Genomic DNA, 23,390 nt, shown 5'->3' on the forward strand with positions numbered 1-23,390 from the left:
CACTTCCCCACTCCGCCGCCCCACACGGCCCCGGGTCCGGACGCACCCGCGACGACGCTGTCGCCGCCGCCCGGCCGCGGTTCCCCCGCCGTGGCCCTCAGTCTTCGCGGGGGACGCGCACCACGCCTTCCTGGATCACCGAGATGGCGAGCCTGCCGTCCTGCGTGTGGATCCGGGCCTGGCCGAGGCCGCGCCCGCCGTGCGCCGACGGCGACTCCTGGTCGTACAGCAGCCATTCGTCGGCGCGGAACGGGCGGTGGAACCACATGGCGTGGTCCAGCGAGGCCCCGACCACGTCGCCGACGGCCCAGCCGCCGCGGCCGTGCGCGAGCAGCACCGAGTCCAGCAGCGTCATGTCGGAGACGTACGTGGCGAGGACGACGTGCAGCAGCGGGTCGTCCGCGAGTTTGCCGTTGGTGCGGAACCACACCTGCGAGTGCGGTTCGCGCCCCTCGCCGAACCGGCCGTACGGCGGATCGTCCACGTACCGCAGGTCGACCGCCGCGCGTGCCTCGATGAAGCGTTCCACGACGACCGGGTCGAGGTGCGGATAGCCGCGCAGCCGCTCCTCGGAGGTGGGCAGCGTCTCCGGGTCGGGCGCGGACGGCATCGGCGCCTGGTGGTCGAGCCCTTCCTCGTACGTCTGGAAGGACGCCGACAGGCCGAAGACCGGCTTGCCGTGCTGGACGGCGACGACCCGGCGGGTGGTGAAGGACCGGCCGTCGCGGAGGCGGTCGACGTTGTAGACGATGGGCGCGCCGGGGTCCCCGGGGCGCAGGAAGTACGCGTGCAGGGAGTGCGGGAGCCGGTCGGCCGGGACCGTGCGGCCCGCGGCGACCAGGGCCTGGGCCGCGACCTGGCCGCCGAAGACGCGCGGGACGACGGCGGACCGGGACCGGCCGCGGAAGATGTCCTGCTCGATCCGCTCGAGGTCGAGCAGATCGAGCAGGTCCTGGAGTGCCTGGTTCACCGTGTTCGCGGGCCTTGCCTCACCGGCCACTACGGGCCGTGCCTCACGGCCTCTTACAGGCCCATGTCCTTGGCGATGATCGTCTTCATGATCTCGCTGGTGCCGCCGTAGATGCGGTTGACGCGGTTGTCCGCGTACAGGCGGGCGATCGGGTACTCGTTCATGTAGCCGTAGCCGCCGTGCAGCTGGAGGCAGCGGTCGATGACGCGGTGCGCGACCTCGGTGCAGAACAGCTTGGCGGAGGCGGCCTCGGCCGGGGTCAGCTCACCGGCGTCGAGGGCCTCGGTGGCGCGGTCGGCCACGGCCTCGGCGGCGTCCACCTCGGCCTGGCAGGCGGCCAGCTCGAACTTGGTGTTCTGGAAGTGCGCGACGGGCTTGCCGAAGACGGTGCGCTCCTGCACGTACTGCTTGGCGAACCGGACGGCGGCCTTGGCCTGCGCGTAGGCGCCGACGGCGATGCCCCAGCGCTCGGAGGCCAGGTTGTGGCCCAGGTAGGAGAAGCCCTTGTTCTCCTCGCCGAGGAGGTCCTCGACGGGCACCTTCACGTCGACGAAGGCCAGCTCGGCCGTGTCGGAGGTGCGCAGGCCCAGCTTGTCCAGCTTGCGGCCGACGGAGTAGCCCTCGGACGTGGTGTCGACGGCGAGGAGGGAGATGCCGTGGCGGCGGTCCTCGGCGGTCGGCGCGGAGGTGCGGGCGCAGACGATGACCCTGTCGGCGTGGACGCCGCCGGTGATGAAGGTCTTGGCGCCGTTGAGGACGTAGTGCGTGCCGTCCTCGGAGAGCTTGGCGGTGGTCTTCATGCCCGCGAGGTCGGAGCCGGTGCCCGGCTCGGTCATCGCGATGGCCCACATCTCCTCGCCGGTGGTGAACTTCGGCAGGTAGCGCTTCTTCTGCTCGTCCGTGGCCAGCATCTTGATGTACGGCAGGGCGAGCAGCACGTGCACACCGGAACCGCCGAACTGGACGCCCGCGCGGGCGGTCTCCTCGTAGAGGACGGCCTCGAACTTGTGGCTGTCCATGCCGGCGCCGCCGAACTCCTCGGGCACGTTGATGCCGAAGACGCCCAGCTCGCCGAGCTGGTGGTAGAACTCGCGCGGCGCCTGGCCGGCCTGCAACCACTCGTCGTAGACCGGGACGACCTCGGCCTGGATGAAGGCGCGGAGGGTCTCCCGGAACGCCTCGTGATCCTCGTTGAACACCGTACGGCGCACCGCGCCCACCTCCACGTGACTCGGCCATGTCTAAGCGCTTGCTCAGACCTCAAGGTACCGGCGGGTAGTCAAGGTCGTCCAGACCGGGACGGGCGGGACCGGCGTAACCCTCGTCACGCCCGCGGAGCCGGGATGCCACCGCACCCGACCGTCGCCGCGAGCGCCCCGCACCTCCCGCGTCACCCCGGCCGCGGTCACGCCCGCCGAGCCGGCGCGACCGCGCCCCGCGGCTCCCGCGTCACCCCGGCCGCGGCCGTCACCGCGCCTCCCCCACCCTGGCCGTCGCCGCGAACCCTCCGCTCCCTCGCGCGTCACGCCCCGCCGCGGCCGTCGCCGTACGCGCCTCCCGCACCGCCCCGCGTCACGCCCTGCCGTCGCCGTCGCCGCCCTCCGCCGCGGCGAACGCGCCCCGCGCCATCCGGTGCAGCAGCTCCGCCGTGGTGCCGCGGCCGGGCAGCGTGCCCGAGCGGCCGAGGTGGGGGGTGGAGTTCAGCAGCCCGAAGACGGAGTGGACGGCCGAGCGCGCGGCCGGTTCGGCCAGGCCGGGATACACCTCCCGGACAACCTCCACCCACAACTCGACGTACTGCCGCTGGAGCTGCCTGACCAGCTTGCGGTCGGTGTCCCGCAGGCGGTCCAGCTCCCGGTCGTGCAGGGTGATGAGCGGGCGGTCGTCGAGCGCGAAGTCGATGTGCCCCTCGATGAGCGAGTCGAGGAGCGCCTGCGGATCGTCCCCCGACTCGGCCACCCGCCGCTTGCCGCCCGTCAGCAGTGATCCGCTGATGCCGACCAGCAACTCGGCGAGCATCGCGTCCTTGCCGGGGAAGTGGCGGTACAGCCCCGGTCCGCTAATGCCGACCGCGGCGCCTATCTCGTCCACGCCGACGCCGTGGAAGCCGCGCTCGGCGAACAGCCGGGCGGCCTCCTTGAGAATCTGTTCGCGTCGGGTGGGGGCGTCGGTTCTCGTGGCCATGTCCACAATTCTAGACAGGCGGGTTAGCGCTCGTTAACCTGTAGGAAATGCGTTAACGCTCATTAACAAGGTGAGGGGACCCGCAAGGATGCACGAGGCACCGGAGCTTCACAGCGCGGCCGACCCCGCGTCGGAGGCCTTTCGGGCCAACGAGGAGGCGCACCGCGCCCTCGTGGAGGAGTTGCGCGCCAAGCTGGCCGCGGCGCGGCTGGGCGGCGGCGAGCGGGCCCGCGCCCGGCACACCGCGCGCGGCAAGCTGCTGCCGCGCGACCGGGTGGACACACTGCTGGACCCCGGCTCGCCGTTCCTGGAGCTGGCGCCGCTGGCCGCCGACGGGCTGTACGACGGGCAGGCCCCGGCCGCCGGGGTGATCGCCGGGATCGGCCGGGTCGCGGGGCGCGAGTGCGTGGTCGTGGCGAACGACGCGACGGTCAAGGGCGGTACGTACTACCCGATGACGGTCAAGAAGCACCTGCGCGCGCAGGAGGTGGCCCTGGAGAACCGGCTGCCGTGCGTGTACCTGGTGGACTCCGGGGGCGCGTTCCTGCCGATGCAGGACGAGGTGTTCCCCGACCGCGAGCACTTCGGGCGGATCTTCTACAACCAGGCCCGCATGTCCGGCGCCGGCATCCCGCAGATCGCGGCCGTGCTCGGCTCCTGCACGGCCGGCGGCGCCTATGTGCCCGCGATGAGCGACGAGGCGGTGATCGTCCGCAATCAGGGCACGATCTTCCTGGGCGGCCCGCCGCTGGTGAAGGCCGCCACCGGCGAGGTCGTCACCGCCGAGCAGCTGGGCGGCGGCGAGGTGCACGCGCGGGTGTCGGGCGTGACGGACCACCTCGCGGAGGACGACGCGCACGCGCTGCGGATCGTGCGCACCATCGTCTCCACGCTGCCCGCGCGCGGGGCGCTGCCCTGGGAGGTGCGCCCGGCGATCGAGCCGAAGGTGGACCCGGCCGGGCTGTACGGCGCGGTGCCGGTGGACTCGCGTACGCCCTACGACGTGCGGGAGATCATCGCGCGCGTGGTGGACGGCTCGCGGTTCGCCGAGTTCAAGTCGGAGTTCGGGCAGACCCTGATCACCGGGTTCGCCCGGATCCACGGCCACCCGGTGGGCATCGTCGCCAACAACGGCATCCTGTTCTCCGAGTCCGCCCAGAAGGGCGCCCACTTCATCGAGCTGTGCGACCAGCGCGGCATCCCCCTGGTGTTCCTGCAGAACATCTCCGGGTTCATGGTCGGCAAGGACTACGAGGCGGGCGGCATCGCCAAGCACGGCGCCAAGATGGTCACGGCCGTGGCGTGCACGCGCGTGCCGAAGCTGACGGTCGTGGTCGGCGGATCGTACGGCGCGGGCAACTACTCGATGTGCGGCCGGGCGTACTCGCCCCGTTTCATGTGGATGTGGCCCAACGCGAAGATCTCGGTGATGGGCGGCGAGCAGGCCGCCTCGGTCCTCGCGACGGTCAAGCGGGACCAGCTGGAGGGTCGCGGGGAGGACTGGCCCGCGGAGGAGGAAGAGGCCTTCAAGGCGCCGGTCCGCGCGCAGTACGAGCGGCAGGGCAACGCCTATTACGCGACGGCCCGCCTGTGGGACGACGGCGTGATCGATCCGATGGACACGCGTCAGGTCCTGGGCCTGGCACTGACGGCCTGTGGGAACGCGCCGCTGGGTGACCCCCAGTTCGGCGTCTTCCGGATGTGACGGGGAGCTGACGAGATGTTCGAAACAGTCCTGGTGGCCAACCGCGGCGAGATCGCCGTCCGGGTCATCCGTACGCTGCGCGCCCTGGGCGTGCGCTCCGTGGCGGTGTACTCCGACGCGGACGCCGACGCCCGGCACGTCCGCGAGGCCGACACGGCCGTACGGATCGGGCCCGCGCCCGCCGCCGAGAGCTATCTGTCCGTCGAGCGGCTGCTGGAGGCGGCGGCCCGCACGGGCGCCCGGGCGGTGCACCCGGGGTACGGCTTCCTCGCGGAGAACGCCGGCTTCGCGCGCGCGTGCGCCGAGGCGGGCCTGGTGTTCATCGGGCCGCCCGCCGACGCCATCTCCCTCATGGGCGACAAGATCCGCGCCAAGGAGACCGTGAAGGCGGCCGGGGTGCCGGTCGTGCCGGGCTCCAGCGGCAGCGGGCTCAGTGACGGCGAACTGGCGGACGCGGCCCGCGAGATCGGCATGCCCGTACTGCTGAAGCCCTCGGCCGGCGGCGGCGGCAAGGGCATGCGGCTGGTGCGGGACAAGGCGCTGCTGGCGGACGAGATCGCCGCCGCGCGCCGCGAGGCCCGCGCCTCCTTCGGCGACGACACGCTCCTGGTGGAGCGGTGGGTCGACCGGCCCCGGCACATCGAGATCCAGGTCCTGGCCGACGGCCACGGCACCGTGGTGCACCTGGGCGAGCGCGAGTGCTCCCTCCAGCGCCGCCACCAGAAGATCATCGAAGAGGCGCCCAGCGTGCTCCTCGACGAGGCGACACGCGCCGCGATGGGCGAGGCGGCCGTCCAGGCGGCCCGCTCCTGCGGCTACCGGGGCGCGGGCACGGTCGAGTTCATCGTGCCGGGCGGCGACCCGTCGTCGTACTACTTCATGGAGATGAACACCCGCCTGCAGGTGGAGCACCCGGTCACCGAGCTCGTCACGGGCCTGGACCTGGTGGAGTGGCAGCTGCGGGTCGCGGCGGGCGAGCGGCTGGCCTTCGGGCAGGACGACGTCCGCCTCACCGGGCACGCGGTGGAGGCCCGCATCTGCGCCGAGGACCCGGCGCGCGGCTTCCTCCCCTCCGGCGGCACGGTGCTGCGGCTGCGCGAGCCGCAGGGCGACGGCGTCCGCACCGACTCGGGCCTCAGCGAGGGCACGGAGGTCGGCAGCCTGTACGACCCGATGCTGTCCAAGGTCATCGCGTACGGCCCCGACCGCGCGACCGCGCTGCGCAGGCTGCGGGCGGCCCTCGCCGAGACGGTCACGCTGGGCGTGCAGACCAACGCCGGGTTCCTGCGGCGGCTGCTGGCGCATCCGGCGGTCGTGGCGGGCGAGCTGGACACGGGCCTGGTGGAGCGGGAGGTGGACACGCTCGTCGGCGGGGACGTCCCCGACGAGGTCTACGAGGCCGCGGCGGCGATCCGGCTGGACGCGCTGCGCCCGCGCGGCGACGGCTGGACGGACCCGTTCTCGGTGCCCGGCGGCTGGCGGCTGGGCGGACAGACCAAACCGGTGTCCTTCCCGCTGCGGCCCGCTTCCGGGGAGCCGGTCACGCACACCCCGCGCGGCACGCACACCGTCACCGACGACCGGGTGTCCGTCACGCTGGACGGCGTCCGGCACACCTTCCACCGCGCCGGCGACTGGCTGGGCCGCGAGGGCGACGCCTGGCAGGTGCGCGACCACGATCCGGTCGCCGCGTCCCTGACCCGGGCCGCGCACGGCGGCGCCGACTCCCTCACGGCGCCGATGCCGGGCACGGTCACGGTCGTGAAGGTCGCCGTCGGCGACGAGGTGGCGGCCGGTCAGAGCCTGCTGGTGGTGGAGGCGATGAAGATGGAGCACGTCATCTCCGCCCCGCACGCGGGCACGGTCGCCGAGCTGGACGTCACGCCGGGCACGACGGTCGCCATGGACCAGGTGCTCGCGGTGATCACACCGGCGGACGACGCCGCACTGGCGCAGGACGCCGCACCGGTACCGGAGGAGACGCCATGAGCACGCCCGACCTCGGCCTGCCGATGACCGTGCGGGCGGACGGTCTGCCCGCACGCGTCCGGATCCACGAGGTGGGCCCGCGCGACGGCCTGCAGAACGAGAAGGAGACCGTCCCGACCGAGGTCAAGGCGGAGTTCATCCGCCGCCTCGCCGACGCCGGGCTGACCACGGTCGAGGCGACCAGCTTCGTCCACCCCAAGTGGGTGCCCCAGCTGTCGGACGCGGAGCGGCTGTACCCGCTCGTCGCCGACCTGCCCGTGGACCTGCCGGTGCTGGTGCCCAACGAGCGCGGCCTGGACCGGGCGCTGGCCCTCGGCGCCCGCCGGGTCGCGGTGTTCGCCAGCGCCACCGAGTCCTTCGCGCGGGCCAATCTGAACCGCACGGTGGACGAGGCGATCGCCATGTTCGAGCCGGTGCTCGCCCGCGCCAAGGCGGAGGGCCTGCACGTCCGCGGCTATCTGTCGATGTGCTTCGGCGACCCGTGGGAGGGCCCGGTGCCCGTCCCGCAGGTCGTGCGGGTCTGCCGGACGCTGCTCGGCATGGGCTGCGACGAGCTGAGCCTCGGCGACACGATCGGCGTGGCCACCCCGGGCCACGTCACCGCGCTCCTCACCGCGCTGACCGAGGCGGAGGTCCCCACCGACGTCCTCGGCGTGCACTTCCACGACACCTACGGCCAGGCGCTCGCCAACACCCTCGCGGCGCTCCAGCACGGTGTCACGACCGTCGACGCCTCGGCGGGCGGCCTGGGCGGCTGCCCGTACGCCAAGTCGGCGACCGGCAATCTCGCCACCGAGGACCTCGTGTGGATGCTGCGGGGCCTCGGCATCGACACCGGTGTCGACCTCGGCCGTCTCGTCGCCACGAGCGCCTGGATGGCCGCCCGCGTGGGCCGACCCAGCCCGTCCCGCACAGTCCGTGCCCTCTCCCACCAGGAGCAGTGAAGACCGATGGACCACAAGCTCTCCCCCGAACTGGAAGAACTCCGCCGCACGGTCGAGGCGTTCGCACACGACGTCGTGGCGCCGAAGATCGGCGACTTCTACGAGCGGCACGAGTTCCCGTACGAGATCGTGCGGGAGATGGGCCGCATGGGCCTGTTCGGCCTGCCGTTCCCCGAGGAGTACGGCGGCATGGGCGGTGACTACTTCGCGCTGGGCGTGGCCCTGGAGGAGCTCGCCCGGGTGGACTCGTCGGTGGCCATCACCCTGGAGGCCGGCGTCTCCCTGGGCGCGATGCCGCTGCACCTGTTCGGCACCGAGGAGCAGAAGCGCGAGTGGCTGCCGCGGCTGTGCTCCGGCGAGATCCTGGGCGCGTTCGGCCTGACGGAGCCGGACGGCGGCTCGGACGCGGGCGCGACGCGTACGACGGCCCGGCTGGACGAGACGACGAACGAGTGGGTCATCAACGGCACGAAGTGCTTCATCACCAACTCGGGCACCGACATCACCGGCCTGGTCACGGTCACGGCGGTCACGGGCCGCAAGCCGGACGGCAGGCCGCGGATCTCGGCCATCATCGTCCCGTCGGGCACCCCGGGCTTCACGGTCGCCGCGCCCTACTCGAAGGTCGGCTGGAACGCCTCGGACACGCGTGAGCTGTCCTTCTCCGACGTCCGCGTCCCGGCCGCCAACCTGCTGGGCGAGGAGGGCCGCGGCTACGCGCAGTTCCTGCGCATCCTGGACGAGGGCCGCATCGCCATCGCCGCGCTGGGCACGGGCCTGGCGCAGGGTTGCGTGGACGAGTCGGTGAAGTACGCGAAGGAGCGGCATGCCTTCGGCCGGGCGATCGGCACCAACCAGGCGATCCAGTTCAAGATCGCCGACATGGAGATGAAGGCCCACACCTCCCGGCTGGCCTGGCGGGACGCGGCGTGCCGTCTGGTCGCCGGGGAGCCCTTCAAGAAGGAGGCGGCCATGGCCAAGCTCTACTCCTCCACGGTCGCCGTCGACAACGCCCGTGAGGCGACCCAGATCCACGGCGGCTACGGCTTCATGAACGAGTACCCGGTGGCCCGCATGTGGCGCGACTCGAAGATCCTCGAGATCGGCGAGGGCACGAGCGAGGTCCAGCGCATGCTGATCGCGCGGGAACTGGGCCTGACGAGCTGACCCCGCGACACCCCGGCAACGGCCGGCCGGCGCCTCGGGGCGCGGGCCGGCCGTACGCCGTCCCGGCCCGCCTGCGGAGCACCGGAGTCACACCCCCGGGCCCCTGGCCCGCGGCGCGGGGCGAGGAGCCCTCGCGGGGCGGGTCCGCCACGTCACGAGGTCACGCCCGGGCGCACCGCGGCACACTCCCCACTGGACATCATGTGAGGTTAGGCTAACCTACCTTCAACGTGTCCGACGGGCGTTCCGCCCCGCTCGAAAGCAGCCGCCATCATGTCCCACGCCAGAGCCCCACACCCCACCCGCCGCGGCATCCTGGCCGCCGGTGGCGCCCTCGGACTCGGGGCCGTGCTCGCCGCCTGCGGTGACGAAGACGCGAAAAACGGTGGCTCCGGCGACGGGACGACGGCGGCCGGGTCCGGGCCCTGGAAGTTCACGGACGACCGCGAGAGGACCGTCGAACTCGACACGGTGCCCGCGAACATCGTCGCCTTCACCGGCGTCGGCGCCGCCCTGTACGACTACGGCATCCGGGTCAAGGGCGTCTTCGGCCCGACCAGGACCTCCGACGGCAAGCCGGACGTGCAGGCCGGCGACATGGACATCTCCGAGGTGACGGTCCTCGGCAACGTCTGGGGCTCCTTCAACGTGGAGAAGTACGCCGCCCTCGACCCGGACGTCCTCATCACCACCACCTTCGACGCCGACGGCACCCTCTGGTACGTGCCGGAGGAGTCCCGGGGCACGATCGCCAAGCTGGCCCCGAGCGTGGCCGTCTCCGCCTACGACCGCAAGCTCGACGTGGCCCTCGGCCGCATGCTGGAGCTCGCGAAGTCCCTCGGCGCGGACGTGAGGTCGAGCAGGATCACCGCGGCGAAGGAACGCTTCGACAGGGCCGCCGCCCGGCTGCGCGCCGCGGCGAAGGCCCACCCCGGCATCACGGTGATGGCGGGCTCCGCGAGCCAGGACCTGTTCTACGTCTCCGGCACCAACCTCTCCCTGGACCTGGAGTACTTCAAGGCGCTCGGCGTGAACCTCGTGGAGCCGCCGGAGAAGGCCAAGGCCGAGGGCGGCGGCTGGTTCGAGAGCCTGAGCTGGGAGAACGCCGACACGTACCCGGCCGACATCATCATGATGGACGACCGCTCCTCGGCCATCCAGCCCGCCGACATCACCGAGGGCACCTGGAAGAAGCTGCCCGCCGTCAGGGCCGGCCAGGTCATCCCGCGCTCCCCGGAACCGATCCTGTCGTACGACAAGTGCGTGCCGCTGCTGGAAAACCTCGCCGAGGCCATCGAGAAGGCGAAGAAGACCGCCTGACGCCACCCGGTCCGGCCAGGAGGCGCAGCACCTCACGGCCGGACCGGTCCGGACGACAGGCCCCAGACCGACGACGGACCCAGGAGCACCCATGCCCACCGCCGTAGCCGCCCCGTTCCGTTTCTTCTCTCTCCAGGTCGTACGGACGGAGCGGCTCGGTCCGTCCCTGGTCCGGGTCACCTTCGCCGGGGCCGATCTGCACGCGTTCCGCTCCGACGGACGCGACCAGTCCCTGTCGCTGTTCCTGCCGCACCCCGGCCAGCGCGAACCGGCGGTGCCGGTCGAGCTCGGCGAGGACTGGTGGCGGGGCTGGCGCGACCTCCCCGAGGACGTACGGGCGGTGATGCGCTCCTACACGCTGCGGGCGCTGCGCACGGACGCCGACGGTCAGACCAGCGAGATCGACATCGACTTCGTGCTGCACGGCGTCGGGCCGGGCACGTCGGCGCTGGCCGGTCCCGCCGCCCGGTGGGCCGCGCGGGCCGCCGCCGGTGACCGGGTGCTGCTGCTCGGCCCGGCCGTCGCGGACAACCGGGCGATCAGGTTCCGCCCGCCCCGGGACACCGACCTGGTGGTGATGTGGGGCGACGAGACGGCCGTACCGGCGGCGCTGGCCGGCCTGGAGTCACTGCCGGCCGGCACCCGCGCCCGGGTGTGGCTGGAGGTGCCGCACGCCGGTGACATCCAGGACGTCACGACCGGGGCCGACGCGGAGATCACCTGGCTGGTGCGCGCCGAGCCCCGTGGAGGGACCGGCGAACGGGGCCTCCCCCTGGCCCTGTCCGCGTTGCGCGCCGCCCCGCTGCCGCCCGCCGGGCGGCCGTACGTGTGGCTCGCCGGCGAGTCCGGTCGCGTGAAGGAGCTGCGCCGGCACTTCGTGCGCGAGCGGGGCGTCGACCGTCGCCGGGTCACGTTCGTGGGCTACTGGCGCCAGGGGCTCACCGAGGAGCAGCTGCGCGAGCGGGAGGACTGACCCACGCCCGGGTCCGAGCGGTCGCCCCGTCCGTCGGGGACCAACTCCCGTGCGGGCGGCGGGCGCCGCCGTCCGGCGGTGACGACCGCCGGTCCGAACCGGGTGTGAGGTGGTCACGGCGGCGCCGGGATACCACGAACGTTTAGGTTAGGCTAACCTAACTCACAGCCGCGGTTCTGACTCTCCCGTCCCTCACGGACCGTCCCCACCGGAGGACTCTTCCATGCGCTCGCACCTGCTCAACGACACCACCGCGGAGCACTACCGCCGCTCCGTGACCGAAGGCGTCGAGCGGGTGGCCGCCAGACTCGCCACCACCGACCGGCCGTTCACCGGCATCACGGTCGACACCCTCGCCCCCCGCATCGACGGGATCGACCTCGACCGGCCGCTGCACGACACCACCGCCGCGCTGGACGAACTGGAGGAGGTCTACCTCCGGGACGCGGTCTACTTCCACCACCCCCGCTACCTGGCCCACCTCAACTGCCCGGTCGTCATACCGGCCGTGCTCGGCGAGGCCGTCCTGTCCGCCGTCAACTCCTCACTGGACACCTGGGACCAGTCGGCCGGCGGCACCCTCATCGAGCGCAAGCTGATCGACTGGACGACCGCGCGCATCGGCCTGGGCCCCGCCGCCGACGGCGTGTTCACCTCCGGCGGCACGCAGTCCAACCTCCAGGCACTGCTGCTGGCCCGCGAGGAGGCCAAGTCCCGCGACCTCGGCAGGCTGCGCGTCTTCGCCTCCGAGGCCAGTCACTTCAGCGTGAAGAAGTCGGCGAAGCTGCTGGGCCTCGGTCCCGACGCCGTGGTCGTCGTCCCCGTCGACCAGGACAAGCGGATGCGGACGGTGGCACTCGCCCACGAACTGGAGCGCTGCGTCGCCGACGGCCTCGTCCCGATGGCGGTCGTCGCCACCGCCGGCACCACCGACTTCGGCTCCATCGACCCGCTGCCCGAGATCGCCGCGCTGTGCGAACGGTTCGGCACCTGGCTGCACGTCGACGCGGCGTACGGCTGCGGGCTGCTCACCTCCCTGAAGCACCGGGACCGCCTGACCGGCATCGAGCACGCCGACTCGGTGACCGTCGACTACCACAAGTCCTTCTTCCAGCCGGTGAGTTCGTCGGCCGTACTGGTCCGCGACGCCGCCACCCTGCGGCACGCCACCTACCACGCGGAGTACCTCAACCCGCGCCGCATGCTGCAGGAACGAATCCCCAACCAGGTCGACAAGTCCCTCCAGACCACCCGCCGCTTCGACGCGCTCAAGCTGTGGATGACGCTGCGCGTGATGGGCGCCGACGGCATCGGACAGCTCTTCGACGAGGTCGTGGACCTGGCCCGGGAGGGCTGGCGGATGCTCGCGGCCGACCCGCGCTTCGACGTCGCGGTCGAGCCCGCGCTGTCCACCCTCGTCTTCCGCCACCTCCCCGCAGCGAACACCGACCCGGCCGAGGCCGACCGCGCCAACCTTTACGCCCGCAAGGCCCTGTTCGCCTCCGGCGACGCGGTGGTCGCCGGCACCAAGGTCGCCGGCCGCCACTACCTGAAGTTCACCCTGCTCAACCCCGAGACGACGGCGTCCGACATCGCCGCCGTCCTCGACCTGATCGCCGGCCACGCCGAGCAGTACCTGGGAGAGTCCCTTGACCGCGCTTCCTGAAGCCGCCGCGTCCACCGCCACGACCTACGACTTCGTCGGAATCGGCCTGGGCCCCTTCAACCTCGGCCTGGCCTGCCTCACCGAGCCCATCGCCGAACTCGACGGCGTGTTCCTGGAGTCGAAGCCCGACTTCGCGTGGCACGCGGGCATGTTCCTGGACGGCGCCCACCTCCAGACACCGTTCCTGTCGGACCTGGTCACCCTCGCCGACCCGACCTCGCCGTACTCCTTCCTGAACTATCTGAAGGAGAGGGGGCGGCTCTACTCGTTCTACATCCGGGAGAACTTCTACCCACTGCGCGTCGAGTACGACGACTACTGCCGCTGGGCCGCGAACAAGCTGACCAGTATCCGCTTCGGCAGCACGGTCACCGAGGTCACGTACGACGAGACGGACGCGCTGTACGTCGTACGCACCCGGGACGACGAGACGTACCGCGCCCGGCACCTGGTCCTCGGCACCGGCACCCCGCCGTACGTCCCGGCGGCCTGCCGGGGCCTGGCCGGGGACTTCATCCACAACTCGCGCTATGTGCAGCACAAGGCGGAGCTCCAGAAGAAGGAGTCGATCACGCTCGTCGGCAGCGGCCAGTCCGCCGCCGAGATCTACTACGACCTGCTCAGTGAGATCGACGTCCACGGCTACCGGCTGAACTGGGTCACGCGCTCCCCGCGCTTCTTCCCGCTGGAGTACACCAAACTCACGCTGGAGATGACCTCCCCGGAGTACATCGACTACTTCCGCGCGCTGCCGGAGCGGACCCGCTACCGGCTCACGGCCCAGCAGAAGGGCCTGTTCAAGGGCATCGACGGCGACCTGATCAACGAGATCTTCGACCTGCTCTACCAGAAGAACCTCGCCGGTCCCGTCCCCACCCGCCTGCTCACCAATTCGGCCCTCACCGGCGCCCGTCACCGGGACGGCACCTACGAGCTGACCTTCCGCCAGGAGGAGCAGGAGAAGGACTTCCGGCTGACCTCCGACGGGCTGATCCTCGCCACCGGCTACCGGTACGTCGAGCCGGAGTTCCTCAAGCCCGTCGGAGACCGGCTGGTCCACGACGCGCACGGCAACTTCGACGTCGCCCGCAACTACGCCGTCGACGTCACCGGCCGGGGGATCTTCCTCCAGAACGCCGGTGTCCACACGCACAGCGTCACCAGCCCCGACCTGGGCATGGGCGCCTACCGGAACAGCTGCATCATCCGGGAGCTGCTCGGCGTCGAGCACTACCCGGTGGAGAAGACGATCGCGTTCCAGGAGTTCGCCGTATGACGTTCACGTTCCGCCCCGTCGACCCCCGGAAGGACGCCGGGCTGCTGCACGGCTGGGTCACCCACCCGAAGGCCGCGTTCTGGATGATGCGGGACGCGAGCCTGAAGGACGTCGAGCGTGCCTACGCCGAGATCGACGCCGACGAGCACCACCACGCCGAACTCGGCCTCCACGACGGCGCACCGGTCTTCCTCATGGAGCGCTACGACCCCGCCCACCGCGAACTGGCCGGCCTGTACGAGGCGCGGCCCGGAGACGTCGGCATGCACTTCCTCACTCCCCCGGCCGACAGGCCCGTGCACGGCTTCACCCGGTCCGTCATCACCGCCGTCATGGCCCGCCTCTTCGAGAGCCCGGCCACGGCCCGCGTGGTCGTCGAACCGGACGTCGCCAACCAGGCCGTACACGCCCTGAACGCCGCCGTCGGGTTCGTGCCCGAGCGGGAGATCCAGAAGCCGGAGAAGAAGGCGCTGCTGAGCTTCTGCACCCGGGACCAGTTCGCCGCCGCCACGGGAGTGACCGCATGAGCCTCGCCGACGCCGTCGCCCACCTCTCCCCCGAGAGCTGGGCCCGCGCCAACCGCCTGCTGATCCGCAAGGCCCTCGCCGAGTTCGCGCACGAACGACTGATCACCCCCGAGGAGACGGGGGCCGGCACGTACACGGTCCGCAGCGACGACGGCGCGACCGAGTACCGCTTCACCGCCGTCCGCCGCGCCCTCGACCACTGGCAGGTCGACGCCGGATCGATCACCCGCCACCGAGGCGGTGCCGCACTCCCCCTCGCCACCGCGGACTTCCTCATCGAGTTCAAGGACGCCCTCGGCCTGAGCGACGCCATCCTGCCCGTCTACCTGGAGGAGATCTCCTCCACTCTCTCCAGCACCTGCTACAAGCTCACAAAACCGCAGGTCACGTCCGCCGAACTGGCGAGAAGCGACTTCCAGGCCATCGAGACGGGCATGACCGAGGGCCACCCCTGCTTCGTCGCGAACAACGGCCGGCTCGGCTTCGGCATCCACGAGTACCTGTCGTACGCGCCCGAGACCGCGAGCCCGGTCCGGCTGGTGTGGCTGGCCGCGCACCGCTCCCGCGCCGCGTTCACGGCGGGCGCCGGCATCGAGTACGAGCCGTTCGTACGGCAGGAGCTCGGCGAGACGACCGCGGAGCGCTTCCACGGCCTGCTGCGCGACAGGGGCCTCGACCCCGCCGACTACCTGTTCATCCCGGTCCACCCCTGGCAGTGGTGGAACAAGCTGACCGTCACCTTCGCCGCCGAGGTGGCCCGCGGGCACCTGGTGTGCCTCGGCGAGGGCGAGGACGAGTACCTGGCCCAGCAGTCCATCCGGACCTTCTTCAACACCTCGCACCCCGGGAAGCACTACGTGAAGACGGCCCTGTCCGTCATCAACATGGGCTTCATGCGCGGACTGTCGGCCGCCTACATGGAGGCCACCCCGGCCATCAACGACTGGCTCGCCCAGCTCGTCGAGAGCGACCCGGTGCTGAAGTCGACGGGCCTGACGATCATCCGGGAGCGGGCCGCCGTCGGCTACCGGCACCTGGAGTACGAGCAGGCCACCGACCGCTACTCCCCGTACCGCAAGATGCTCGCCGCCCTGTGGCGGGAGAGCCCGGTGCCGTCACTGCGGGACGGCGAGACGCTCGCCACCATGGCCTCCCTGCTGCACGTCGACCACGAGGGCGCGTCCTTCGCGGCCGCCCTGATCGAGCGCTCCGGCCTGACGCCCACGGACTGGCTGCGGCACTACCTGCGCGCCTACTTCACCCCGCTGCTGCACAGCTTCTACGCCTACGACCTCGTGTACATGCCGCACGGCGAGAACGTCATCCTCGTCCTCGAGGACGGCGTCGTCCGGCGCGCGGTCTACAAGGACATCGCCGAGGAGATCGCGGTCATGGACCCGGACGCGGTACTGCCGCCCGAGGTCGCCCGCATCCGCGTGGAGGTCCCCGACGACCTGAAGCTCCTGTCGGTCTTCACCGACGTCTTCGACTGCTTCTTCCGCTTCCTCGCCACGAACCTCGCGAGCGAGGGCGTGCTGGAGGAGGACGGCTTCTGGCGCACGGTCGCGGAGGTCATACGCGCGTACCAGGCGTCGGTGCCGGAGCTCGCGGAGAAGTTCCGGCGGTTCGACCTGTTCGCCGAGGAGTTCCCCCGCTCCTGCCTCAACCGCCTCCAGCTGCGCGACAACCAGCAGATGGTGGACCTCGCGGACCCGTCCGGCGCACTCCGGATCGCCGGCACGCTGCAGAACCCCGTCGCGGGGCTGTGACCGCCCGCACGGACGGGCGGGCGCCCCGGAGACGGTCCTCCGGGGCGCCCGCCGGCACGTCAGCACGTCAGCACGTCACCGTGTCACGGGCGTCAGGCCGCCGGCCAGGGCACCTGCGGCGACCGGTAGAAGCCGATGCCCAGCGCGTCCCACCGCGGCCCCTGCGCCGCCAGCCGCTCCCGGTAGTCCCCCCAGTCGTGCGTGGCGGCCGGGGACCAGCCCAGTTCGGCGACGCCGGGCAGCCGGGGGAAGGCCATGAAGTCGATGTGGCCGGAGTTCTGGATGGTCTCCGTCCACAGCGGCGCCTCGACACCGCGGATCGCCGAGGCGGGGGCGCCCGGCAGATAGGCGCCCGGGTCCCAGTCGTAGGACCGCTGCACCTCGACGTAGCCCGCCCAGGACAGGCCGAGCGGGGTGTTCGCGTCGTACTTCATGTCGAGGTAGACCCGGTCGGCCGGGGAGAGGATCAGCCCCGTGCCGTTCCGCGCGGCCGCGGCCACCCGTGCCTTCTCGGCGGCGCTGCTGGCGTCCACACCCCAGTACTGGGCGATGGCGCCCTCGGCCGGGTGGGCGCCGGTCAGCTGGTGCCAGCCGATGACCGTCTTGCCGTACTTGGCGACGACCGGCTGCACCCGGTCCATGAACGCCACGTAGTCGTCGTGCGACGTGGAGTGCGCCTCGTCGCCGCCGATGTGGAGGTACTTGCCGGGCGTGAGCGCGGCGATCTCGCGCACCACGTCGTCCACGAAGTCGTACGTGACGTCCTTGCCGACGCACAGCGAGCTGAAGCCGACCCGGGTGCCGGTGTAGAGCGGGGGCGCCACGCCGTCGCAGTTCAGTTCGGCGTACGAGGCGAGCGCCGCGTTGGTGTGCCCCGGCATGTCTATCTCCGGGACGACCTCCAGGAACCGGGAGGAGGCGTACCGGACGATCTCCTTGTACTGGTCCTTGGTGTAGTGGCCGCCGGGCCCGCCGCCGACCTCGGTCGAGCCGCCGTGCGCCGCCAGGTTCGGCCAGGAGTCGACGGCGATACGCCAGCCCTGGTCGTCGCTGAGGTGCAGATGCAGCTTGTTGATCTTGTAGAGCGCCAGCTGGTCGATGTAGCGCTTGACCTCGTCCACGCCGAAGAAGTGCCGGGACACGTCGAGCATGGCGCCCCGCCAGCCGAAGCGCGGAGTGTCGCGGATGGTGCCGCCCGCGACCAGCCAGGGCCCGGGCTGCACGGAGTCCTTCTCGACGGCGGCCGGGAGGAGCTGCCGCAGCGTCTGCACACCGTGGAAGAGCCCGGCCGGGCCCCGGGCGGTGATGGTGACCCCGGCGCTGCCGCTGTCCAGCCGGTAGCCCTCCTCGCCGAATGATCCCTCGGCCAGGCGCAGCCGGATGCCGCCGCTGCCGTGGTCGGTGACCGGCAGGCGGTAGCCGGTCGACGGGCGCAGGACGTCCGCGAGGTACTGCCCGACCTCGCGGGCGGCCCCGGAGTCGGCCCGGATGTGCGTACCGGCCGTGATGCGGTACGGGGTTCCGCCGGGCTCGGCGGCGGCCGGGGCCGGGACGACGCGGTCCAGCGGGGTGGCGGCTGCTCCCGGGCCGGGTGCCGGCGCGGCTCCGACGGAGAAGGCCCCGGCGGCCGCCACCAGCAGCAGAGAACCGAGCAGCCGGGTCATACGCGGGGACGTGCGGGGCGTCGATCTGTGGTGCCGTGTCACATGCGCTCCCTTCGAAATTGGTAGAGACCACTCTCCCGCAGAACCCCGCGGGCGTCGATGCTCGGCACACAACTACTCCTGCCCGATATCGGGCAGATTTCTTGCGAAAGCGCACGCGGTCCCTCAGGATCGACCGGGTGCACGACGAACTGGTCGATCATCTGACGCGGTCCACGCCCCTGAGCCGGGGCGAGGCACTGCGCGTGGTCCAGGACGTGCTCGCCTACTTCGACGAGACGAGCGAACAGTTCGTCCGTCGCCGCCACCGCGAACTGCGGGCCCAGGGCCTGGTGAACGCGGAGATCTTCGAACGGATCGCGGCGGATCTGACCTACCGCGCGGTGGCCCCGCCCGAGCTCTCGCTCAGGCAGCTGCGGCGCATCGTCTACGGCTGAGGAACACCCCTACATGTGCGGAATCGTCGGATACATCGGCAAGCGTGACGTCGCTCCCCTGCTGCTGGAGGGCCTGCAGCGGCTGGAGTACCGCGGCTACGACTCGGCGGGCATCGTCGTGACCTCCCCGAAGGCGGCCGGCCTGAAGATGGTCAAGGCCAAGGGCCGGGTCCGTGACCTGGAGGCGAAGGTCCCGGCGCGCTTCAAGGGCACCACGGGCATCGCCCACACCCGCTGGGCCACCCACGGCGCCCCCTCCGACGTGAACGCCCACCCGCACCTGGACGCCGGCGGCAAGGTCGCCGTCGTCCACAACGGCATCATCGACAACGCCTCCGACCTGCGCCGCAAGCTGGAGGCGGACGGCGTCGAGTTCCTCTCCGAGACCGACACCGAGGTCCTCGTCCACCTCATCGCCCGCTCACGGGCGGAGAAACTGGAGGACAAGGTCCGCGAGACGGTCCGGCTCATCGAGGGCACGTACGGCATCGCCGTGCTGCACGCCGACTTCCCCGACCGCATCGTCGTCGCCCGCAACGGCTCCCCGGTCGTCCTCGGTATCGGCGAGAAGGAGATGTTCGTCGCCTCGGACATCGCCGCGCTGGTCGCCCACACCCGCCAGGTCGTCACCCTGGACGACGGCGAGATGGCCACCCTCAAGGCGGACGACTTCCGCACGTACACCACCGAGGGCACCCGCACCACCGCCGAGCCCACCACCGTCGAGTGGGAGGCCGCCTCGTACGACATGGGCGGCCACGACACCTACATGCACAAGGAGATCCACGAGCAGGCCGAGGCCGTGGACCGTGTGCTGCGCGGCCGGATCGACGACCGCTTCTCCACCGTGCACCTCGGCGGCCTCAACCTGGACGCCCGCGAGGCCCGCCGGATCCGCCGCGTGAAGATCCTCGGCTGCGGCACCTCGTACCACGCGGGCATGATCGGCGCGCAGATGATCGAGGAGCTGGCCCGCATCCCCGCCGACGCCGAACCGGCCTCGGAGTTCCGCTACCGCAACGCGGTCGTGGACCCCGACACCCTCTACATCGCGGTCTCCCAGTCCGGCGAGACGTACGACGTCCTGGCGGCCGTCCAGGAGCTGAAGCGCAAGGGCGCGCGGGTCCTCGGCGTGGTCAACGTGGTCGGTTCGGCCATCGCCCGCGAAGCCGACGGCGGCGTCTACGTGCACGCGGGCCCCGAGGTCTGCGTGGTCTCCACCAAGTGCTTCACGAACACCACGGTCGCCTTCGCGCTGCTCGCCCTGCACCTGGGCCGCACCCGCGACCTCTCCGTGCGGGACGGCAGGCGGATCATCGAGGGGCTGCGCAAGCTGCCCGCTCAGATCGCCGAGATGCTGGAGCAGGAGGAGGAGATCAAGAAGCTGGCCGAGCAGTTCGCCGAGGCACGCTCCATGCTCTTCATCGGCCGCGTCCGGGGCTACCCGGTCGCCCGCGAGGCCTCCCTGAAGCTCAAGGAGGTCTCCTACATCCACGCCGAGGCCTACCCGGCCTCCGAGCTGAAGCACGGTCCGCTCGCCCTGATCGAGCCGGCCCTGCCCACGGTCGCGATCGTCCCGGACGACGACCTGCTGGAGAAGAACCGCGCCGCGATGGAGGAGATCAAGGCCCGCAGCGGCCGCATCGTCGCGGTCGCCCACCAGCACCAGGCCAAGGCCGACCACACCATCGTCGTCCCGAAGAACGAGGACGAGCTGGACCCGATCCTGATGGGCATCCCCCTCCAGCTCCTCGCCTACCACACCGCCCTGACCCTGGGCCGCGACATCGACAAGCCGAGGAACCTCGCGAAGTCGGTCACGGTCGAGTAGCGGCAGCGGACGGGCCCGTGCCCCGAGAGGGACGCGGGCCCGCTCACCTCGCCGAGGCGTGGCGGAGGACTACGGAATGACGACGACGGGCCGCTTCGCCCGCTTGGCGAGACGGCCGGCGACGGACCCGAACATGCGCCCCACGAGGCCGTGCGTGGAACCCACCACGATCGCGTCCGCCTCGTACTCCTGCCCCACCTCTTCGAGTTCGTGGCAGATGTCGCCGCCGCGCTCGACCAGGATCCAGGGCACCTCGGCCAGGTACTCGGCGCAGGCGAGCTCCAGGCCCAGCACCTCGGTGCGGTGGTCGGGCACGTCGACGAAGACCGGCGGCTCGCAGCCGGCCCACACCGTGGTGGGCAGCCGGTTGGCGACGTGGACGATGATCAGACCCGCGCGGGAGCGGTGCGCCATGCCGATCGCGTAGGCCAGGGCACGCTCGCTGGAGGTGGAGCCGTCGAAGCCGACGACGACGCCGTGCTTGAAGGCGGGATCACACGAGTGACGTGTCTCTTCCGCCGCCAGGGGATCGGCCGCCGTCGGATCGGCGACCGGCCGCTTGCGGTCCGCGGGTTCGAAGAATTCGTGACCGGCCATGGCTGTCTCGGCGTTTTGATCCTTTATGGATGGGACGAACACGGTGCGCGGGGCCGTGTCCGGGAACATTGTCCCCACCCCATACCCCCAAGGCTACGGCGCCACTCCTCGCTTTCCCCAGTTCTCGCACGGGGTCCGGACGGGTTCCAGGGAGCATGCACGAGGGTGCGCCCACCACGCAACGGCCGCTGCCCCGTACAGCCTGTTTGCGCGGGACCCACGCACCTGTGCCCATACGGTCGGTTACGCGTGACCGAGTGATCGAGCACGCGTTGAACCCCGAGAGCCAGATCCCAGGGAGTACGCATGTCCGGTCCCCGTCACCCATCCGAGGCATCGGACGCGGCCGGGCCGTCCCTCCCCGAGCGCCGGCCGGACAGCGTGAGCGACGTGGTCCGCTGGGCGGCCTTCAGCTGCGTCCTCGTCCCCGTCGTCCTGCTTTGGTACGGCACCTCCCTGGCCGGCACCGCGGGCACGGCACTCGGACTCGCGGCCGTCACGGGCGTCTGCCGCGTCCTGCTGCGACAGTCCGAGCGGGGCGCGCGCGACGACAACAGGCACACTGAGGGGCGTACACCGGCCGGTTGACCGGTTTCCATTCACCTCGACGCCTGTTTTCAGCCAACTTCTGGAATGTGCACATCCCCCCCTTCTGGGACCCCCCAACCCCCGTTCCACCTGCACGGAAAGGGTCTCAAGGGCCCCGCGCACCGTACGCGGATTGGCCACTGCGAGAAGGCGCACTTCCCTGCACCCTCCCCGAGTGCAACGCTTCGTGATCGAATGCTTTACGCCAAGTTGCCAAGTCGACAATGAGCCCGGTGCTGAACCGGGTCACGTCAACACCACGCGACACAGTAGATTCGATCTTGATTTTCTACGGCGGGGGACTCGTGCAGGACCGAGGGGAAACGTGCAGGTGCGACACAACCGAGGAGCCGCGACCACCGAGGGGGGCTTAGCAGTATGAGCCACGACTCCACTGCCGCGCCGGAGACGGCGGCCCGGAGATTGGCCGGGCGACGCCGCAAGGAGATCGTCGCGGTGCTGCTTTTCAGCGGCGGCCCCATCTTCGAGAGTTCCATACCGTTGTCGGTGTTCGGAATCGACCGCCAGGACGCCGGCGTTCCGCGCTACCGGCTACTGGTGTGCGCGGGAGAGGACGGCCCACTGCGAACCACCGGCGGGCTTGAACTCACCGCGCCACATGGCCTGGAGGCGATCTCCCGGGCAGGCACCGTCGTGGTGCCCGCCTGGCGCTCGATCACCTCACCGCCCCCGGAAGAGGCGCTCGACGCGCTCCGCCGGGCACACGAGGAAGGCGCCCGCATCGTCGGCCTGTGCACCGGCGCCTTCGTCCTCGCGGCGGCGGGCCTGCTGGACGGCCGCCCCGCGACCACACACTGGATGTACGCGCCGACACTGGCCAAACGCTATCCGTCGGTGCACGTCGACCCGCGAGAGCTGTTCGTCGACGACGGCGACGTCCTCACCTCCGCCGGCACCGCCGCCGGGATCGAGCCTGTGCCTCCACATCGTGCGCACGGACCACGGCAACGAAGCGGCCGGCGCGCTGGCCCGCCGCCTGGTGGTCCCACCGCGCCGCTCCGGCGGCCAGGAGCGCTACCTCGACAGGTCTTTACCAGAGGAGATCGGCGCCGACCCGCTCGCCGAAGTCGTCGCCTGGGCGCTGGAGCACCTCCACGAGCAGTTCGACGTGGAGACACTGGCGGCACGCGCCTACATGAGCCGCCGCACCTTCGACCGCCGCTTCAGGTCCCTGACCGGCTCCGCCCCACTGCAGTGGCTGATCACCCAGCGGGTGCTCCAGGCACAGCGGCTGCTGGAGACGTCCGACTACTCCGTGGACGAAGTCGCCGGCCGCTGCGGCTTCCGGTCACCGGTCGCGCTGCGCGGGCACTTCCGCCGCCAGCTCGGGTCCTCGCCCGCCGCCTACCGGGCGGCCTACCGGGCCCGCAGGCCACAGGGCGAAAGGCAGCCGGACGCCGACACCGGCGCGCACTCGCCGGGGCAGCCGGCCCCGATGGGCCATCCGGGCACGCTCGGCCCGGCGGGGAACTCCGGTATGCATCCGGACAGCGCGGTCCCGATGCAGTCGCGGCGTACGGCGGCGAGCGCCATAGGGGGCTCGGGGCCCCTGTCGGCGGCGGCGTCCGACCACGGCCGTGAGGCGTACCTGCAGAGCCGGGCGAGTCTTCCGGGACAGCGCGGCGGTATGTGACGGACACCATGCGCGCATGAGGGGCCCGCGGGAAGCAAGGCTTCCCGCGGGCTCTTCCCGTCCCCCGGCGTCTCGCGCCCCCACCGGTCCCACCAGGACGGCACAGAATCGCCCAGCCGGGCCGTAGGG

At 71.5% G+C, this 23,390-nt stretch carries 17 protein-coding genes and 2 pseudogenes; 14 read left to right on the plus strand and 5 right to left on the minus strand.

Going from position 1 to position 23,390, the window contains the following annotated elements:
• Positions 1-97 precede the first annotated feature (97 nt).
• The 3 genes from ABZ354_RS05935 to ABZ354_RS05945 form a co-directional block, all read right to left on the minus strand.
• Entirely contained in the window at positions 98-970 is an 873-nt protein-coding gene (locus ABZ354_RS05935) for an acyl-CoA thioesterase II (RefSeq protein WP_358653395.1), read from the minus strand.
• A gap of 53 nt (positions 971-1,023) precedes the next feature.
• Positions 1,024-2,181: an acyl-CoA dehydrogenase family protein gene (locus ABZ354_RS05940; protein ID WP_358653397.1), complete on the minus strand. Its 1,158-nt coding sequence runs from the start codon at positions 2,179-2,181 to the stop codon at positions 1,024-1,026.
• A gap of 361 nt (positions 2,182-2,542) precedes the next feature.
• Complete coding sequence (locus tag ABZ354_RS05945) at positions 2,543-3,154, minus strand: TetR/AcrR family transcriptional regulator (RefSeq protein ID WP_358653399.1); 612 nt, start codon at positions 3,152-3,154, stop codon at positions 2,543-2,545.
• An 88-nt stretch (positions 3,155-3,242) separates the two neighbouring features.
• Between ABZ354_RS05945 and ABZ354_RS05950 the strand changes: the two genes are divergently transcribed.
• The 10 genes from ABZ354_RS05950 (at position 3,243) to ABZ354_RS05995 (ending at position 16,490) form a co-directional block, all read left to right on the plus strand.
• The gene (locus ABZ354_RS05950; RefSeq protein WP_358653401.1) at positions 3,243-4,859 is read left to right on the plus strand and encodes a carboxyl transferase domain-containing protein; all 1,617 of its coding nucleotides are present in this window, start codon (positions 3,243-3,245) and stop codon (positions 4,857-4,859) included.
• A gap of 15 nt (positions 4,860-4,874) precedes the next feature.
• The gene (locus ABZ354_RS05955) at positions 4,875-6,848 is read left to right on the plus strand and encodes an acetyl-CoA carboxylase biotin carboxylase subunit (RefSeq protein WP_358653403.1); all 1,974 of its coding nucleotides are present in this window, start codon (positions 4,875-4,877) and stop codon (positions 6,846-6,848) included.
• On the plus strand, positions 6,845-7,792 hold the full coding sequence (locus ABZ354_RS05960) for a hydroxymethylglutaryl-CoA lyase (protein ID WP_358653405.1): 948 nt from the start codon (positions 6,845-6,847) through the stop codon (positions 7,790-7,792). The genes ABZ354_RS05955 and ABZ354_RS05960 overlap by 4 nt, the downstream gene beginning before the upstream one ends.
• 6 nt (positions 7,793-7,798) lie before the next feature.
• Positions 7,799-8,959, plus strand: coding sequence for an acyl-CoA dehydrogenase family protein (locus ABZ354_RS05965; RefSeq protein WP_358653407.1), 1,161 nt, complete (start codon positions 7,799-7,801; stop codon positions 8,957-8,959).
• A gap of 273 nt (positions 8,960-9,232) precedes the next feature.
• Positions 9,233-10,279 (plus strand): ABC transporter substrate-binding protein, encoded by a 1,047-nt coding sequence (locus tag ABZ354_RS05970; RefSeq protein ID WP_358653409.1) that lies wholly within the window; start codon positions 9,233-9,235, stop codon positions 10,277-10,279.
• A gap of 91 nt (positions 10,280-10,370) precedes the next feature.
• A complete protein-coding gene (locus ABZ354_RS05975) occupies positions 10,371-11,252 on the plus strand; it encodes a siderophore-interacting protein (protein WP_358653411.1) in 882 nt (293 codons plus the stop codon).
• A 223-nt stretch (positions 11,253-11,475) separates the two neighbouring features.
• The gene (gene desA / locus ABZ354_RS05980) at positions 11,476-12,918 is read left to right on the plus strand and encodes a lysine decarboxylase DesA (RefSeq protein ID WP_358653413.1); all 1,443 of its coding nucleotides are present in this window, start codon (positions 11,476-11,478) and stop codon (positions 12,916-12,918) included.
• On the plus strand, positions 12,902-14,194 hold the full coding sequence (locus ABZ354_RS05985; protein WP_358653415.1) for a SidA/IucD/PvdA family monooxygenase: 1,293 nt from the start codon (positions 12,902-12,904) through the stop codon (positions 14,192-14,194). Before desA ends, ABZ354_RS05985 begins: the two co-directional genes overlap by 17 nt.
• Positions 14,191-14,721, plus strand: a complete 531-nt coding sequence (locus tag ABZ354_RS05990) for a GNAT family N-acetyltransferase (RefSeq protein ID WP_358653417.1) — start codon at positions 14,191-14,193, stop codon at positions 14,719-14,721. The genes ABZ354_RS05985 and ABZ354_RS05990 overlap by 4 nt, the downstream gene beginning before the upstream one ends.
• Positions 14,718-16,490 carry an IucA/IucC family siderophore biosynthesis protein gene (locus ABZ354_RS05995; protein WP_358653419.1) on the plus strand — a complete coding sequence of 591 codons (1,773 nt, stop codon included), beginning with the start codon at positions 14,718-14,720 and terminating at the stop codon, positions 16,488-16,490. Before ABZ354_RS05990 ends, ABZ354_RS05995 begins: the two co-directional genes overlap by 4 nt.
• A 92-nt stretch (positions 16,491-16,582) precedes the next feature.
• On the opposite strand, the gene ABZ354_RS06000 is transcribed toward ABZ354_RS05995, so the two are convergent.
• The gene (locus tag ABZ354_RS06000) at positions 16,583-18,154 is read right to left on the minus strand and encodes a beta-N-acetylhexosaminidase (RefSeq protein WP_358653421.1); all 1,572 of its coding nucleotides are present in this window, start codon (positions 18,152-18,154) and stop codon (positions 16,583-16,585) included.
• A gap of 179 nt (positions 18,155-18,333) precedes the next feature.
• Between ABZ354_RS06000 and ABZ354_RS06005 the strand changes: the two genes are divergently transcribed.
• Complete coding sequence (locus tag ABZ354_RS06005; protein ID WP_358653423.1) at positions 18,334-18,591, plus strand: hypothetical protein; 258 nt, start codon at positions 18,334-18,336, stop codon at positions 18,589-18,591.
• 13 nt (positions 18,592-18,604) lie between these two features.
• Positions 18,605-20,422: a glutamine--fructose-6-phosphate transaminase (isomerizing) gene (gene glmS / locus ABZ354_RS06010; RefSeq protein ID WP_358653425.1), complete on the plus strand. Its 1,818-nt coding sequence runs from the start codon at positions 18,605-18,607 to the stop codon at positions 20,420-20,422.
• A 69-nt stretch (positions 20,423-20,491) separates the two neighbouring features.
• Here the strand turns inward: glmS and ABZ354_RS06015 are convergent, their stop codons facing one another.
• Positions 20,492-21,019, minus strand: a complete 528-nt coding sequence (locus tag ABZ354_RS06015; protein ID WP_358653427.1) for a universal stress protein — start codon at positions 21,017-21,019, stop codon at positions 20,492-20,494.
• A gap of 306 nt (positions 21,020-21,325) precedes the next feature.
• Between ABZ354_RS06015 and ABZ354_RS06020 the strand changes: the two are divergent.
• Together ABZ354_RS06020 and ABZ354_RS06025 are read left to right on the plus strand one after the other, a co-directional pair.
• Positions 21,326-21,562 (plus strand): annotated as a pseudogene (locus ABZ354_RS06020) (hypothetical protein); the annotation flags it as partial.
• Positions 21,563-21,985: 423 nt separating this feature from the next.
• Positions 21,986-23,261, plus strand: a pseudogene (locus tag ABZ354_RS06025) (helix-turn-helix domain-containing protein).
• Positions 23,262-23,390 lie beyond the last annotated feature (129 nt).

Origin of the sequence: Streptomyces sp. NPDC005925 (assembly GCF_040638805.1) — a bacterium.
In the GTDB taxonomy this organism is placed as follows: Bacteria; Actinomycetota; Actinomycetes; order Streptomycetales; family Streptomycetaceae; genus Streptomyces.

Coding starts and splice junctions, on each gene's coding strand:
- ABZ354_RS05950 (WP_358653401.1), top strand. CDS start 3,243: ATGCACGAGGCACCGGAGCTTCACAGCGCGGCCGACCCCGCGTCGGAG.
- ABZ354_RS06015 (WP_358653427.1), bottom strand. CDS start 21,019: ATGGCCGGTCACGAATTCTTCGAACCCGCGGACCGCAAGCGGCCGGTC.
- ABZ354_RS05975 (WP_358653411.1), top strand. CDS start 10,371: ATGCCCACCGCCGTAGCCGCCCCGTTCCGTTTCTTCTCTCTCCAGGTC.
- ABZ354_RS05995 (WP_358653419.1), top strand. CDS start 14,718: ATGAGCCTCGCCGACGCCGTCGCCCACCTCTCCCCCGAGAGCTGGGCC.
- ABZ354_RS05965 (WP_358653407.1), top strand. CDS start 7,799: ATGGACCACAAGCTCTCCCCCGAACTGGAAGAACTCCGCCGCACGGTC.
- ABZ354_RS05960 (WP_358653405.1), top strand. CDS start 6,845: ATGAGCACGCCCGACCTCGGCCTGCCGATGACCGTGCGGGCGGACGGT.
- ABZ354_RS05955 (WP_358653403.1), top strand. CDS start 4,875: ATGTTCGAAACAGTCCTGGTGGCCAACCGCGGCGAGATCGCCGTCCGG.
- ABZ354_RS05990 (WP_358653417.1), top strand. CDS start 14,191: ATGACGTTCACGTTCCGCCCCGTCGACCCCCGGAAGGACGCCGGGCTG.
- glmS (WP_358653425.1), top strand. CDS start 18,605: ATGTGCGGAATCGTCGGATACATCGGCAAGCGTGACGTCGCTCCCCTG.
- desA (WP_358653413.1), top strand. CDS start 11,476: ATGCGCTCGCACCTGCTCAACGACACCACCGCGGAGCACTACCGCCGC.
- ABZ354_RS05970 (WP_358653409.1), top strand. CDS start 9,233: ATGTCCCACGCCAGAGCCCCACACCCCACCCGCCGCGGCATCCTGGCC.
- ABZ354_RS05945 (WP_358653399.1), bottom strand. CDS start 3,154: ATGGCCACGAGAACCGACGCCCCCACCCGACGCGAACAGATTCTCAAG.
- ABZ354_RS06000 (WP_358653421.1), bottom strand. CDS start 18,154: ATGACCCGGCTGCTCGGTTCTCTGCTGCTGGTGGCGGCCGCCGGGGCC.